Genomic DNA, 15679 nt, shown 5'->3' on the forward strand with positions numbered 1-15679 from the left:
GTGCTGCCCGCACAGGCACCCACGAACATCAGCAGCACCAGCACCTCTTTGGCCAGCGTGGGCCAGAGGTCGAAGTCACAGCTGGAAAAGCCGGTGGTCGTGATGATGGAGCCGACCTGAAAGGCCGCTTGGCGCAGTGCCTCGCCGAAGGTGCCGTAGAGGCTGCGGATGTTCACCGTGATGACGGCCACCGCCGCCAGAATGATGCCGAAATAGGCGCGGACCTCCTCGCTGGACGCTGCGCGGCGGAACCTCCGCAGCAGCAGGAGGAAATAGGCGTTGAAGTTGACGCCGAAGAGGATCATAAAGATGGTCACGACCCACTGGATGTAGGGCGAGAAGCTGGCAAAGCTGTCGTTCTTGAACCCGAAGCCGCCGGTGCCCGCCGTGCCGAAGGCCGTGAGCATCGAGTCGAATACATTCATGCCGCCTGCCAGCAGGAAGCAGAACTCCACTACCGTCAGTGCAAAATAGATGCCGTACAGGATCTTCGCCGTGGACTGCACCTTCGGCACCAGCTTGTCCACCTGCGGGCCGGGGCTTTCCGCTTTCATCAGGTTGACGTGAGAGCCGCCGGTCAAGGGCAGCAGCGAGAGCAGAAAGACCAGAACGCCCATGCCGCCGATCCAGTGGGTGAAGCTGCGCCAGAACAGGATGCCGTTGGGCAGGCCCTCCACGGCGGGCAGGATGCTGGCACCGGTGGTGGTGAAGCCCGACACCGTCTCAAAGAGGGCGTCCACCGGGTTCGGGATGCAGCCGGTGAGGACGAAGGGCACGGCGCCTACGATACTGATGGCGATCCAGCTCAGCGCCGTGGCCGCGAAGCCCTCCCGCATATAGAACACCTTGCTGCGGGGCTTGATGGTCCGCAGCCCGAAGCCCAGCGCCGCGCTGATGGCCGCTGTCAGCAGGAACACGCCCATGACAGCCCACTCGGCGTAGATGAGGCTCGTCGCCGCCGGAAGCAGCAGCAAAACGCCCTCGATCATCAGGATATAGCCCAGCAGACGAAAGACGATCGCATAATTCATACGTTCTGTCCCCCGTTACCCTTCCACGATGTCCCGCAGATCGTGCAGGCCGTGCTCCAGCGTGACGACGATGACATTGTCGCCCACCTGAATGCGGTCGCCGCCGCGGGGGATGAGGATGCGGTCGCCGCGGGTGATGCAGCAGAGCAGCAGGTTCTTTTTCAGATGCAGCTGGCTCAGCGGCACACCGGTGGCCCGGCTCTCCTCGTGGACGGTGAACTCCAGCGCCTCCACGCGGTCGTCGAGGATGCGGTAGAGGGTCTTGATGTTGTTGCCGGCCTCGTTCTGCAATGCACGGACGTACTGCACGATGTAATCGCAGGTCATGTATTTGGGGTAGACGATGCTGCCCAGATCCAGCCCGGCCAGAATATCGTCGAACTCGAGGCGGTTGATCTTCGTGACCAGCTTGCCCTTGGAGTGCTTTTTGGCAAACAAGGTCAGCAGCACGTTCTCCTCGTCGATGTTGGTCAGGGCCACGAAGGCCTCGGTGGATTCCAGTCCCTCCGAGAGCAGGAAGTCGCGGTTGGAGCCGTCCTCGTTGAGGATCTGTGCCTCAGGCAGGGACTCGGCCAGCACATTGCAGCGGGCCGGGTCGCGCTCCACGATGCGGACGCGGATGTGGTTTTCCAGCAGCTCCTGACTCAGGTAGTAGGCGATGGCACCGCCGCCCACGATGAGGGCATTGCGCACCGGCCGCACCGGCATATGGATGCGCTGGAAGAACTCGTGGGCCTTCTCCTGCGTAGCGAGGAAGGTGACCTGATCGCCGTTCTTCAGCACGAAGTTGCCGTTGGGAATAATGACCCCGCCGTCACGCTCCACGGCGCAGACCAGAATGTCGCTCTTGAGCTGGGTGGGGATCTCATGGATGGCCACACCGTCCAGCCCCTGCTGCTCGGTCAGGGCGAACTTGATGAGCCGCACGCGCCCGTCCGCAAAGGTGTCGATCTTGCTTGCACCCGGAAAACGCAGCAGATGCGAGATTTCCTTCGCCGCTGCCATCTCAGGGTTGATGATGGCCGAGATGCCGATCTGCTTTTTGATAAAGTCCAGCTCATGGCTGTAGGACGGGTTGCGCACACGGGCGATGGCGTGGCAGTTGCCCGCCTTTCTTGCGAACATACAGCACAGCAGGTTCAGCTCGTCCGAGCCGGTGACTGCAATGAAGACATCCGCCTCCTCCACGCCCGCCTCAGACAGGGTGGTGATGGACGAGCCGTTGCCGAGAATGCTCATCACGTCGTAGGATTCGCCGATGTGCTCCACACGGGCCTTGTTCGTATCGACAACGGTCACATTATGACCCTCTTCACTGAGCTGCCGCGCCAGCGCTGTGCCGACTTTGCCGCCGCCCACCAAAACGATCTTCATAGAATAACCCTTTCTCTTCTCCTGCGCCGTTTGGGCGCTATTGAATTGATTATAGCATATCTCGGGCCAAATATCTACAAAATCGGCCCTTCTGCCTGTTTTATCCACTGCAAAGCACCATTTCGGCGGAAAAAGCAGCCCCGGGGTGTGCACACCCCGGGGCTGTCAGGCATTTTCAGGCTTTATTCGTACCGCTCCACGCCGTCCTTGGTGACGAGGGCGTAGACCAGCGGGGCCTCTTCGGGCTTTTCGGGGCCGTAGACGAGGCCGCTGCGGTACTCGGCGGCGGCAGCGTCGAATCGGTCGGCTGCGCCGTAGAAGGTAGCGAGGCTCTCGCCCTTATGGACATAGTCGCCGCGCTTCTTGTGGAGGGTGATGCCGGCGGCAAAGTCCAGCGGGTCGCCCTTCTTCTGACGGCCTGCGCCCAGCAGCACGCTGGCAGAGCCGATCTTCTCGGCGTCGTTGGCGATGATGTAACCGTCCTCCTCGGCCCGCAGCTCATAGCTGGCGGCGGGCTTTTCGAAGAGGCTGTAGTCGTCCAGCACCCGGATGTCGCCGCCCTGTGCCGCGAACATTTCCTTGCACTTTGCATAGGCGGAGCCGTCCGCGAGGACGGCCTCGGCCATGGCGCGGCACGCGGCGGGGGTGCCCTTGTCGGCCAGAACCAGCATATTGGTGGCCAGCTGTAAGCACACCTCAGTCAGGTCGGCGGGGCCATGCCCCTTGAGCACATCCATGCTCTCCATGACCTCGAGGCTGTTGCCGATGTTGCGGCCCAGCGGGATGTCCATGTCGGTGATCATGGCAGCGACGCGGCGGCCGTGATGGGTGCCGATGGAGACCATCAGCTTGGCCAGCTCGATGCTCTGCTCCACGGTCTTCATGAACGCGCCGGTGCCGGTGGTGACATCCAGCAGGATGGCGTCCGAGCCGGAGGCCAGCTTCTTGGACATGATGCTGGACGCGATGAGGGGGATGCAGCTGACGGTGGCGGTGACGTCCCGGAGGGCGTACATCTTTTTATCCGCCACGGCGATGCCTTCGCTCTGGCCGATGACCGACAGGCCGATCTTGTTCACCTGCGCGAAGAACTCCTCCTGCGAGAGGGCGGTCTTGGTGCCGGGGACGCTCTCCATCTTGTCGATGGTGCCGCCGGTGTGGCCGAGTCCGCGGCCGCTCATCTTGGCGATCTTGACGCCGCAGGCCGCGACGATGGGCGCGATGACCAGCGTGGTCTTGTCGCCCACGCCGCCGGTGGAGTGCTTGTCCACCTTGATGCCCGGAATGGGCGAAAGATCGACCATGACGCCGCTGTGGGCCATCACGTCGGTCAGCTCGGCAGTCTCCTCGTCGGTCATGCCCCGCAGATAGACGGCCATCATCCATGCCGCCATCTGGTAATCGGCCACCTCGCCGCTGACGAAGCCGTTGACGATGGCTTCCAGTTCTTCGCGGCTATGGGTGCCGCCGTCCCGCTTTTTTGCGATCAGATCGTAAATGCGCATAAGTTCACGCTCCTAAATCGTATTCTCCGCCAACGCTCTGCCGTCGGCAATAAGTATGACATTGTACTTCAAGTATAGCAAATTCTTCCGCAAAAGCAAGTATCGTTTTGTGGAATCTGTTGAAAAAAAGAACGAAAAAGGCGCAGCCGCCCGGAAAGCAGCTGCGCCCCGAAAAAACGCCCTCGGATCAGCGGGAACCTTTATCGTAGGGGATGCCCTCGGCCTTGGGGGCCATGCTGTTCTTGGAGGTGAAGGCCAGAATGACCATCGATGCCACGAAGGGCATCATGTTGTAGATGTTGCTGGACCAGTGGAGCTGTGCGAGGAAGGTGGAGTCAGCGATGTTGGCCAGACTCTTGAAAACGGCGAAGAACATGGCCGCGCCGCAGATGTTGAAGGGCTTCCACTGACCGAAGATCATAACGGCCATCGCAAGGAAGCCGGCGCCGGCCACGCCGACCTCGAAGTTCCACGTCTGGACGGGAGGCACGATGTAAGCCAGACCGCCGATGGCACCCAGTGCGCCCGAGATGACAACACCGGCATAGCGCATCTTATAGACGTTGATGCCCACGGAGTCCGCTGCCTGAGGATGCTCGCCGCAGGCGCGCAGACGCAGGCCGAAGCGGGTCTTGTACAGCACGACATAGCTGACGATGAGCAGGACGATGCCCAGCGGGACAAAGATGCTCAGCTCCAAACCGCCGAGGCTGAACAGGAAGGGCTTGTTGGAGTAGTTCAGCTTGGCACTGCCGCTCGTGCTGAAATACTTGGCGATGACCACGGCGATGGCCGTCGCCAGCAGGTTCAGGGCTGTGCCTCCGATGGTCTGGTCCGCCTTCAGGTTGATGGAGGCAAAGGCCAGCAGCAGGCTGTAGACCATACCGGCGAGAGCCGCCACCAGCACGGCGATGAGGACCGTAGCAAACGCAGGCAGGCTTGCAGGCAGCATAGTGAGGGTGAGGACACCCGCCACGCCGCCGATGACCATGATGCCTTCCAGTGCGATGTTGATGATGCCGGAGTGCTCGCTGAACATACCGCCCAGAGCGACCAGCATCAGCACGATGCCATACAGCAGGGTATACTTGATGAGAAGCAGCATATCACTTGCCCTCCTTCTTGGTTTTGGTCTCAGCAGGGGCAGGCTCTGCATTCACGTTGGTCTTGTCCGCATTCCTGAACAGCAGGGCGTGGATCTTGCCCCGGAACAACATGGAGAATGCGCACAGGTAGATGATGATGCCGCTGATGAGGTCGGAGATCTCCGTGGGATAGTACTTGGTGGACAGGAACGAGCCGCCGACCGAGATGTGGGAGATGAAAATCGCAGAGAAGATGGTTCCGATGGGGTTGGAGCTTGCCAGCAGGGCCACGGAAATGCCGTTGAAGCCCATGGTGGGCAGGCTGGTGGAGTTCAGCGGGTTCCACTGGGACACATTGGACAGGTAGTAGAGGCCTGCGCCGAAACCGGCCAGTGCACCTGCAATGGCCATCGAGAGGATGATATTCTTCTTCTCGTTGATGCCGGCATAGCGGGCTGCGCTCTTGTTCAGGCCGACGGCCTTCAGCTCATAGCCGAAGGTGGTCTTGTTCAGGATGACCCAGATGAGGACGGCCACCGCAGCTGCGAGGAAGATGGCGATAGTGGTGCTGTTGGTCTGGAACATCTTGTTCAGGCCAAAGTCCGGAATGAGGGACTTGGACAGCTCAGCGCTCTTTCCGAGGTTCAGAGTGCGGGTGTTGCGCACATCGTACATGGGGCCGGTGCCGTTCTGGTAGATGAGCTCGTTGACCAGATAGAGGCCGATCCAGTTGAACATGATGGAGGTGATGACCTCATTGATGTTGAAGTAGGCCTTGAAGAAGCCGGGGATCGCGCCCCAGATGCCGCCGAGGATGGTTGCTGCGATGAGGCAGACGAACCATGGCATCTTGAGCATGATGGCGCAGTAGAGGGCACCGTAAGCGCCCAGCGTGTACTGACCGGCTGCACCGATGTTGAACAGGCCGGTCTTGAACGCGAACGCCACGGACAGGCCGGTCATGATGAGGGGGGCTGCGTTGGCCAGCTCCTTGCCGACGCCGTAGGGCGCATCATGGAAGCCGCCCTTGACGATGCGGACAAAGCCGTCGCCCCATGCGTGGGCCGGATTGATGGCCAGCAGCACGAGGAAGCCCACAGCCATGCCGATGACGATGCACAGCAGCGCGGCCAGCACACTGGTGATGGAGCTGTTGAGGTTGCTGTGGGAAAGTTTTTTCTTGTTCATTTAGTTGTTCTCCTTTCCCTGCTTGCGTGCGCCGGCCATGTAGAGGCCCAGCTCCTGCACAGTGGTAGTCTTGGGGTCGAACTCGCCGACGATCTCGCCCTCGTACATAACGAGGATGCGGTCGGACAGGTTCATGACCTCATCCAGCTCGAGGCTGACCAGCAGGACTGCCTTGCCCTTGTCGCGCTCGGCGACGATCTGTCTGTGGATATATTCGATGGCGCCGACATCAAGGCCGCGGGTAGGCTGAACAGCCACCAGCAGCTTGGGGTCTCTGTCGATCTCGCGGGCGATGATGGCCTTCTGCTGGTTGCCGCCGGACATACTGCGCACGATGGTGGCGCTGCCCTGACCGCTGCGGACGTCATACTGGGCGATGAGCTTATCGGAATACTCGCGGACCTTCTCGGACCGGATGAAGCCGCCCTTCTGGAACTCGGGCTGCCAGTAGCGCTGGAGCACCATGTTGTTCTCGAGGCTGTAGTCCAGCACCAGACCGTGCTTGTGGCGGTCTTCGGGGATGTGGCTCATGCCGTCCTTGGAGCGCTGGCGGATGCTGGCGTGGGTGATGTCCTTGCCGTCCAGCGTGATCTTGCCGCCCGACAGCTTCTCGAGGCCGGTGAGACCGTAGACGAACTCGGTCTGACCGTTGCCCTCGATGCCCGCCAGACAGACGATCTCGCCGCCGTGGACCTGAAAGGTGACGTCCTTGACGGAGTCCTTCTTGCGCTGGTCGTTGTGGATGGTGACGCCCTCCACGTCCAGCACGACCTCGCCCGGGTGGGCGGGCTTTTTATCGACCTGAAGCTGGACATCGCGGCCGACCATCATGCGGGAAAGCTCCTCCTTGGTGGTGTTCTTGATGTCCACGGTGCCCATGTACTTGCCCTTGCGCAGGACGGTGCAGCGGTCGGCGACCGCCATGATCTCGTTGAGCTTGTGGGTGATGAAAAGGATGGACTTGCCCTCCTTCTTGAACCCGCGCATGATCTCCATCAGCTCGTCGATCTCCTGCGGGGTCAGCACAGCGGTAGGCTCGTCGAAGATCAGGATCTCGTTGTCGCGGTAGAGCATCTTCAGGATCTCCACGCGCTGCTGCATACCCACCGAGATGTCGCTGATGAGGGCATCGGGGTCAACACGCAGGCCGTACTTCTCGCTCAGGGCCATGACCTTCTTGCGGGCCTCGGCCTTCTGCAAAAAGCCCATCCTGTTCGGCTCCACACCCAGAATGATGTTGTCCAGCACGCTGAAGCACTCCACCAGCTTGAAGTGCTGGTGGACCATACCGATGCCCAGTGCGTTCGCATCGTTGGGGTTGCGGATGGCGACCTCCTTGCCGTTCTTGAGGATCTTACCCTCCTCCGGCTGATACAGGCCGAACAGCACGCTCATCAGCGTGCTCTTGCCTGCACCGTTCTCGCCCAGCAGGGCATGGACCTCGCCCTTTCGCAGCTGCAGGGTAATGTCGTCGTTGGCCTTGATGCCCGGGAACTCCTTGGTGATATGGAGCATCTCGATCACAAAATCCTCTGCCAATCTGCTCACTCTCCTTTCGTGTCCAAGCGACACTTATACTATTCTAGTGACCATTATACCGTATTTTTGTCGTTTTGCACACTTCTTTTTGAAAATTTAGTGTTTTGCCATATCATAAGTATTACTTTTGTGCATTTTGCCAAACAGCCCTCTCCCGCTGCCCGAAAGAACGCAAAAAGGCGGGATGCCCTTTGCAGAGCATCCCGCCCGGGAAAGCCTTGATTACTGGATGTAGTTGACGGTGGTGAACTCGCTGACGGTAGGCTTGGTGCTGTCGTCAGAGTTGTTGTCCACAACGATCTCGCCGCTCTTGATCTTGCTCTTCAGAGCCTCGTACTCGTCGGTGGTGAAGGTCTCGAAGTTCCAGCTGTCAGCATCGGTGGGCAGGCCGATATAGTCGCCGTCCTCCAGACCGAAGTTGCCGTTGGAAGCAGCGATGTCGCTCCAATCGCCTGCCTCGATGTCGGACAGAGCGGTGTTGACAGCCTCGGTCAGGCCCTTCATTGCAGAGGTGATGAAGGGGTTGTAAGCGAAGGAGCCGTCAGCCACGCCGTTGACACCGATGTAGTTCTGGTCAACGTCAACGCCGATGACATAGCCGTTGCTCTTCAGAGCAGCCTCAACAGCGGAGGTGTAGATGCCGCCGCCGCAGGCGAAGACGACCTGAGTGCCGTTGGAGTACCAGCCCTCCATACGGGAGGTGATGTTTGCATCGCCGTAGAACTGGCCGCCGTAGAAGTAGTTGATGTCGATGTTGGTGCCCAGCTCCTGAGCAGCAGCATCAGCGCCCTGAACATAGCCGTAGCCGTAACGGATAACAGCGGGAACAGCCATGCCGCCGAGGAAGCCCAGCTTGGTCTTGCCGTCCTTGACGATGGCATAGCCTGCCAGATAGCCTGCCTGCTCCTCCTTGAAGGTGATGCAGTAGCAGTTTGCGGGGATGGCATCGGTGCCGATGTCGCCCTGCGTGACGTCAACGGCGATGAACTTGACATCGGGGTACTGGTCAGCAGCCCATGCCAGAGAAGCGCCGTACAGGTAGCCGACGCAGACGATGACATCAGCGCCGTCGTTGACAGCCTGACGGATCATGGTCTCGCGGTCCTCATCGGAAGCGTCAGCCTCGGGGATGTAGTACTGGCAGTCATCGCCCATGTAGCCGGAAACAGCGGTCCAGCAAGCCTGGTTGAAGCTCTCATCGTCGATGGTGCCGGTGTCGCAGGTCAGAGCGACCTTCACGATCTTCTCGCCGCCCTCAGCGGTGGAAGCGGCAGTGCTGGTGGAAGCAGCTGCGGAGGAAGCGGTGGAAGAGGAAGAACCGCCGCAGGCAGTCAGAGCAGCGGCAGCAGCAGCGGCGCCAGCCACTGCCAGAAAGTTACGACGAGAAATCATCATAATGAAAACTCTCCTTTTATTTTAATATAATCGCGTCTTATTGACGAAATGTGCGCACCTGCACATTTACTGGCTCAAGTATAGCGGGAAGAAGTGACAGATGCAAGTCTTTTCCGATTACAAAACATTTACAAATATTTTATCAAAATTGTATAAAAATCACACTTATCCCGGAAAATCCGCTCCGTCCGGTCTTTTTCGCGCAGCTGCGTTCAGTCTTTCACGGCCTTGTTGCCCGCCACATTGGAGGGGCCGAAACCGAAGGGCAGCAGCTCGTCCATGCTGCGCTCGACGAAGTCCTCCGGGCTTCTTGCCATGATGACATTCAGCTCCGGGCCGCCGAACTCGAACAGCGCCTGACGGCAGACGCCGCAGGGCGAGGTGATCTGCTTGTTGACCTCGCCCCGGCGGGAGCCCACCACCGCGATGTCGGTGAACTTGGTCACGCCCTCCGCTACAGCCTTGAACAGTGCCGTCCGCTCGGCGCAGCTGGTGGGGGTGAAGGCAGCGTTCTCCACATTGCAGCCAGTGAAGATGCGGCCATCCTCAGCCCGCAGGGCTGCGCCCACCATAAAGCCGCTGTAGGGCGCATAAGCCTTTTCCCGGGCCGCAAGAGCCATCCGGATCAGCTCCTGCTTTTCTTCCAGAGTCAGTTTTGTCATGGTCGGTTCTCCTTTTTGTAATTTGTAGATATAGCGTTCTTCGTCCTGCGGGACGAAGCCAATAGATTCAAACATTTTCTGCGACTGGGTATTGAAGGAATAGATGTGCGCGAAGCACTCTGCCAAGCCCCTTTCCCGAGCCATCTCCAGCATTTTTTCGATGACCTTCCGCCCGATGTGTTTATTCTGGTACTCCTTGCAGATGACGATGGCCAGCTCGCCTGTCGTCCGCAGGCTGACGTCACCACAAAGCACACCCCGATACTCGATATAAAACAGTTCTCCGTGCGTGTCCAGATAATGATACATCCGCTTCAGCAGCGGCAAATCATAAACGGAGTCCCTGTTATCTACCTGTTTGCAGAGCTGTGCATCCTGATACCACGCAAGTGCTGTATCGTAGGCCGGATAATACGGAACAAGCCGGATGTTCCCCTCCACAGAAATCGGACTGCGCACTATGTTCACCGTTTCTCTGTTCATCGGCCTCATTCCCTTCTGTGTCGTACATTCTTCTGTGTCGTATATTTAAGTATAAATCATTCTTTTCAGAAGTGCAAGCAAAGCCTCCGTCAAAAAAGAGGGCCGCTGCAAAACACAGCGACCCTCTTTGGTTCAAAAACGCTTAGTACTCCGCCCCCAGCGCGACCTTCATCATATCGGTGAAGCTCTTCTGGCGCTGCTCTGCGGTGGTGATCTCCGGGGAGACGAAGCTGTCCGAGATGGTCAGCAGGCAGGCGGCATTCTTGCCCAGCACCTCAGCGTTGGCGAAGAGTGCAAAGCTCTCCATCTCCACGCAGAGGCAGCCGCGCTCGTCCCGCAGCAGCTCCCAGTAAGTGGGCTTTGCGTCGGAGGGCTGACGATAGAAGACATCGGAGGAGTGGATGTTGCCCTCGATGAGCTTGATGCCCTGCTTCTTGGCGGAGGCACGCAGCTTGTCGTTCAGCCCCTCGCTGGGGAAGGTGATGTCGTGGTCGTTGCCGCTCTGGACGCGGGCATAGTTGGACTCGCTGACCGCACCGGTGGCCAGCACGGTATCGAACAGCTTGGCGCTGTCGGTGTAGCTGCCGGCAGAGCCGATGCGGATGATGTTGTCCACATCGTAGAACTTGAACAGCTCATAGGAGTAGATGCCGATGGAGGGCATTCCCATGCCGCTGCCCATCACACTGATGGGACGGCCCTCGTAGGTACCGGTGAAGCCCAGCATCCCGCGCACGCCCGTCACCTGACGGACATCCTTCAGGAAGGTGTCTGCAATGAATTTTGCGCGCAGGGGGTCGCCCGGCATCAGGACAGTCTTTGCGAAATCGCCCTTTTCGGCGCTGATGTGAGGAGTAGCCATAATGAATTTCTCCTTTTTATAGAATTATTTTCTCCCCGGGAACACGTTCTGCGGGGGAATGTACGAACCATTGAGACGGATCTCAAAGTGGCAGTGGTTGCCGGTGGAACGGCCCGTGCTGCCCAGATAGCCGATGAGCTGGCCCTGCTTGACGGTCTGGCCTGCGCTGACGGTCAGGGACAGGCAGTGTGCATACACGGTGCTGTAGCCGCCGCCGTGATTGATGATGACCGAGTAGCCATAGCCCGTGCCCGCACCGGCCTTGTTGTAACCCGCCTTGGTGACGGTGCCGCCTGCGGAGGCGTAGATGGGCGTACCCGCCGGGGCACAGATGTCCACGCCCCGGTGGCGTCCGCCATACCAGCGCGAGCAGTAGCGGTAATTCGGCACAGGCCAGATGAACTGGCCGCTGCCGGTGATGAATTTGGTGCTGGACTTCACCTTTTTAGTGCCCTGCACCACCTTTTTATTCACCGGCTCCTTGATGACCTCGGTGGAGAGGATGGTCTGCTCCACGAGGACATTGTTTGTATCGTAGACGTTCTGGAAGGTCACGCGGCGCAGGCCGTTCTGGCCTTCCTGCAGCACCTTGGTGGTGCCCTTCGTATATTCGTTGGATTTGGTCGTTTCGATGGCGAAGGCGACCTCCTCCTCCCGGGTCTCGATGCGGGTGATCCGCACCTCGAGGGCCGCTTCTTCCTTGGTGACGATCAGCTCATCGCCCTCACGGATGTTGGATTTTTCGTTCAGCGGCTCGCCCTTGAAGTTCGTATTGAGCGCACACAGCTCCCGGAATGTCAGGTCATTCTTATGGGCAATGTCCCAGAGCGTGTCACCGTTCTTGACCGTGTACGCCTTCTGGGCCTGCTTGACGTCGGAAAGCGCCTTCTCGACGTCCGCATAATCCTGTAGGCTGTCCTTGAAGTAAAGGCCGTCCTCCAGTGTGACCTGCTTGTTGAATCCCACGCTCACGTTGGGGTCATCGGGGACTTCGTAGGGTTCCAGACGGCTGGTGAAATACGCGCGCAGCGCGTCGCCGTCGCTGCATACCGCTGTCAGCTCACCGTCCAGATACAGGGCCGTGCCCTCGCCGATCTGGTCGCCTGCGCTCTGGATGATGGCGTCGGCCATCTCGTTCTCATCCAGCATATGATGGGCGACGGCGATGGTATAGCTCGGCTCGATGGTCAGCTCCGTCTTATCGGAGCCTGCGTAGTTGATACGCTCCATCACGTCCTCGCGGGCTGTGTCGAAGATATCCTCGTTGGCCACATAGCCCACGGTCTCGCCGTTGACCTGCACAGCCAGCGCGTAGGGCTGGTTGATGACATATTCAAACACCATGCTGCCCAGCGCCAGCGCACAGACCGGCAGGATGTACATCGCCATCCGGGGCAGCAGCCGGAGGTTACGGCGGACGCCGCTGGCGAGATAGTGGGCGCTGGCCTTCAGTGCCGCGCCAAGGCCCTTTTCTCTGTGGATCTGGTGGGCGTGGATGAGAAGGGCCACTATGCCCTTCACGAGCAGCGCAAAGGGGCCGAACAGATCCTTGACGACCTGTGCCGCACCCGGGAAAGCCGTCTCGGTCAGGTCTTTTGCAAAGCGGCAGATGCCCCGGACGCCCAAGAGGGCCAAGTGCTTGACGCCTCGCCCGGCACGCACCGCAGCATACTCTGCACCAAAGCCCAGTGCATAGAGCACTGCGCCGATGCGTGCCGCCAGCGGCGAAGCCCCCAGCTTCTTGGCTGCGCTGTCCAGCCGATGGCGGCGAAGGCGGAAGCGCCGGTGGCGGCGCAGCAGACGGACGCACTGGAACTGCGCCCACCGTGAGCGCAGCCTTGCGCGGAAGCTGCTGTGCTGCGGCGCGGCAGTCGGCACGTCCTGCCGCGTTTCAGTTGTTTTATCTTCCAGCAAAAAGGATGCTCCTTCCTGTATCTTCAGGAGATTCTGATTTATCTCTCATATCGACATGCTGCCGCATAAGTGCAGCTTTTTTTACAAGAATACTCTGTTTATTATACACCCTGCCCGCGCCGAAACAAGCATTGACACAAAATTTGGGCCAAGCTTTCACCTACTTTTCACGAAATTCACAAATTCAGCGAAAGAATTGCGCCATATCGGCGGGCAGCGGGCTTTCCACCGTCACCGTGCGCAGGGTCGACTCGTCCACCGGCGCTTCGATGCAGATGCCGTCCTCCAGCGTCTCACAGCGCGGCACTCGGAATGTCTGGCGGGCGCAGTGGAGGGCCTGCCGTCCGATGCGTGCCCTGCTCCCGCCGTATAGGTCATCCCCGGCCAGCGGGTGGCCGATGGAAGCAAAATGCACCCGGATCTGATGGGTGCGGCCCGTCACCGGCACGCAGGCCGCGAGGCTGAGGCCGTTTTCTGCCTTTAAAATGGTGTACTCCGTCCGGCTGGGCTTGCCGTCGGGCGTGACGCAGCGACCGATGATGCTCCCGCCCTGCCGCCCGATGGGCGCATCGATGACGCCCGGGCCAAGGGGAAGCTCCCCCTCCACGACGGCGTAGTAGAGCTTTTCCACCCGTCCGGCCAGCAGCGGGGCGGCGTAGCCGTTCTGCGCCGCCAGCACGAGGCCGCTGGTATCCTTGTCGATCCGGTTCACCGGGCGGAAGACCGGGCTGTTCCCCCGCTGAGCCGCCCATGCCGCATAGCCGTTCGCCAGCGTGCCCAGCGGGTAGTTCAGGGTGGGATGTACGGCGAGGCGGGGCGGTTTTTCCAGCACGAGGGCAAAGGCGTCCTCATAGACGACGTTCACCGGGATGCCGCTCTGCGGCGCGACGCCCTCCCCCTCCGGCGGCAGCTCGAAGGAGACGACCTGCCCGGCCTCGACCCGGCGGTTGGCCAGAATGGGCACGCCGTCGGCAAAAAAGCCGCTGCCCCGGAACTTCACGGCCCGGGAAAGGTCGGCAGAGACGCTGCACCGGCGCAGAAAGCTGCGCAGCAGCGCCCCATCCGCCTCGGGCGGGACCTTGAAATAGAGCTTCATCTTCCCACCTCCAGCGCGGGCAATATATAGGATAAGTATATCAAAATTCTCTTTCTCTTGCAAATCTTGTTTTTTTATGGTATGATTGGGAGCGGAAAACGAGTGGAACATACGGCGGCGGGGCGGCTTTGACCGCTCTGAGGAAAGTCCGGGCCTCACAGAGCACGGTAACTGCTAACGGCAGCCGAGGGTGACCTCAGGGAAAGTGCAACAGAAAGGAAACCGCCGCAGCAATGCGGTAAGGATGAAAGGGCGAGGTAAGAGCTCACCAGCGCATGGGTGACTATGCGGCTTTGTAAACCCTACCGGAAGCAACGCCTATATGGGACGTACAGCGCTGCTCGCGTGTCCCGAAGGCGGCACGAACCTGTCAGCAATGGCAGGTCTAGACAGATCGTCGTTTAATACAGAACCCGGCTTACGGTCTATCTCGTTTTCCATCTTTTGAGCTTTGAACGCGCTGTCTGCGGTGTGCAGGCGGCGTTTTTTTCTTTCTTTCCCCATACTGTCACTTTTCGTTTGAGCCGTTTTGTGGTATACTGAGCAAAACCCCGCCGAGCATCGCTCTGCCGGGGCACAATGAAACAGACAGGATGTGAAATCCTCCGATGAATGATGGTTTTTTGAAAGCAGCTGCCCTCTCGCCCTCTCTGCGGGTGGCCGACTGCGCTTATAACACTTTCCAGATCTTATCCCAGCTGAAGGATGCCGCCGCCCGGGGCGTCAGACTGGCAGTTTTTCCCGAATTCTGCCTCACCGGCTACACCTGCGGCGACCTGTTCTTACAGCGCACGCTGCAGCAGGGCGCACTGGATGGCTTGCAGACCCTGCTGGACGCCAGCCGGGAGCTGGACGTTGTGGCCCTCGTGGGCCTGCCGCTGCTGGTGCGGGGCAAGCTGTACAACTGCGCCGCCGTCCTCTGCGGCGGGCGTCTTCTGGGCCTCGTGCCCAAAACCTACCTCCCCAACTACGGCGAGTTCTACGAAAAGCGCCAGTTCACCCCGGGCAGCACCGAGGTGGAGACCGTGACAGTCTGCGGGCAGGAGGTTCCCTTCGGCACCTCGCTGCTCTTCCGCTGCCGCCAGATGCCCAGCTTCGTGTTGGGTGTGGAGATCTGCGAAGACCTCTGGAGTGCCCTGCCTCCCTCCACCTTCCATGCGCTGGCCGGTGCTACGGTCATCGCCAACCTGTCGGCCAGCGACGAGACCGTCGGCAAGGCCGAGTACCGCCGGACGCTGGTGTCCAACCAGTCCGCCCGTCTCCTCTGCGGCTACCTGTACGCCTCGGCGGGCCACGGCGAGAGCACGCAGGACATGGTTTTTGCCGGCCACGACCTCATCGCCGAAAATGGCACGCTCCTTGCCGAGACTTCGCCGTTTGAGGGCGGCTGGGCCGAGACCGAGCTGGACTGCCAGCGGATGGAGTCGGAGCGGGCACGCAACACCAGCTTCGAACCCAGCGCCGAGGGCTATCTGACCGTCGATTTCGACCTCACCCTCACCGAAACGCCCCTCTCCCGCTGGGTGGACCCCACCCCCTTCATCC

The 15679-nt window shown here is 60.0% G+C and carries 12 protein-coding genes, 1 other RNA gene and 1 pseudogene; 2 read left to right on the forward strand and 12 right to left on the reverse strand.

Annotation, left to right across the window (positions count from 1 at the left end):
• From ACT8X9_RS09790 to ACT8X9_RS09845, 12 genes and pseudogenes are all read right to left on the reverse strand, one after another.
• Window positions 1–1031: TrkH family potassium uptake protein (locus tag ACT8X9_RS09790; RefSeq protein ID WP_444268859.1), on the reverse strand; the 1031-nt coding region annotated here is incomplete at its 3' end.
• 15 nt (window positions 1032–1046) lie between these two features.
• Entirely contained in the window at window positions 1047–2405 is a 1359-nt protein-coding gene (gene trkA / locus ACT8X9_RS09795; protein ID WP_444268860.1) for a Trk system potassium transporter TrkA, read from the reverse strand.
• Window positions 2406–2587: 182 nt separating this feature from the next.
• Window positions 2588–3910: a thymidine phosphorylase gene (locus tag ACT8X9_RS09800; RefSeq protein WP_444268861.1), complete on the reverse strand. Its 1323-nt coding sequence runs from the start codon at window positions 3908–3910 to the stop codon at window positions 2588–2590.
• Between the two features lie 187 nt (window positions 3911–4097).
• Complete coding sequence (locus tag ACT8X9_RS09805; RefSeq protein WP_227620221.1) at window positions 4098–5015, reverse strand: ABC transporter permease; 918 nt, start codon at window positions 5013–5015, stop codon at window positions 4098–4100.
• Between the two features lies 1 nt (window position 5016).
• Window positions 5017–6183 carry an ABC transporter permease gene (locus ACT8X9_RS09810; protein WP_227620220.1) on the reverse strand — a complete coding sequence of 389 codons (1167 nt, stop codon included), beginning with the start codon at window positions 6181–6183 and terminating at the stop codon, window positions 5017–5019.
• Complete coding sequence (locus tag ACT8X9_RS09815; RefSeq protein WP_227620299.1) at window positions 6184–7698, reverse strand: ABC transporter ATP-binding protein; 1515 nt, start codon at window positions 7696–7698, stop codon at window positions 6184–6186.
• Window positions 7699–7944: 246 nt separating this feature from the next.
• A complete protein-coding gene (locus tag ACT8X9_RS09820) occupies window positions 7945–9117 on the reverse strand; it encodes a BMP family lipoprotein (protein WP_227620219.1) in 1173 nt (390 codons plus the stop codon).
• Window positions 9118–9329: 212 nt separating this feature from the next.
• A complete protein-coding gene (locus ACT8X9_RS09825; RefSeq protein ID WP_444268866.1) occupies window positions 9330–9779 on the reverse strand; it encodes a cytidine deaminase in 450 nt (149 codons plus the stop codon).
• Window positions 9780–9812: 33 nt separating this feature from the next.
• Window positions 9813–10271 (reverse strand): annotated as a pseudogene (locus ACT8X9_RS09830) (GNAT family N-acetyltransferase); the annotation flags it as partial.
• A 133-nt stretch (window positions 10272–10404) separates the two neighbouring features.
• A complete protein-coding gene (gene deoD / locus ACT8X9_RS09835; protein ID WP_444268862.1) occupies window positions 10405–11124 on the reverse strand; it encodes a purine-nucleoside phosphorylase in 720 nt (239 codons plus the stop codon).
• Between the two features lie 24 nt (window positions 11125–11148).
• A complete protein-coding gene (locus ACT8X9_RS09840; protein WP_444268863.1) occupies window positions 11149–13038 on the reverse strand; it encodes a peptidoglycan DD-metalloendopeptidase family protein in 1890 nt (629 codons plus the stop codon).
• 184 nt (window positions 13039–13222) lie between these two features.
• Window positions 13223–14134, reverse strand: a complete 912-nt coding sequence (locus ACT8X9_RS09845) for an RluA family pseudouridine synthase (RefSeq protein WP_444268864.1) — start codon at window positions 14132–14134, stop codon at window positions 13223–13225.
• A gap of 99 nt (window positions 14135–14233) precedes the next feature.
• Here ACT8X9_RS09845 and rnpB point away from each other — a divergent pair.
• Window positions 14234–14571: RNase P RNA component class A (gene rnpB, locus ACT8X9_RS09850), an RNA gene on the forward strand.
• 171 nt (window positions 14572–14742) lie between these two features.
• Window positions 14743–15679: nitrilase-related carbon-nitrogen hydrolase (locus tag ACT8X9_RS09855; protein WP_444268865.1), on the forward strand; the 937-nt coding region annotated here is incomplete at its 3' end.

It is taken from the genome of Faecalibacterium sp. (assembly GCF_052358865.1).
Taxonomy (GTDB): domain Bacteria; phylum Bacillota; class Clostridia; order Oscillospirales; family Ruminococcaceae; genus Faecalibacterium; species Faecalibacterium butyricigenerans.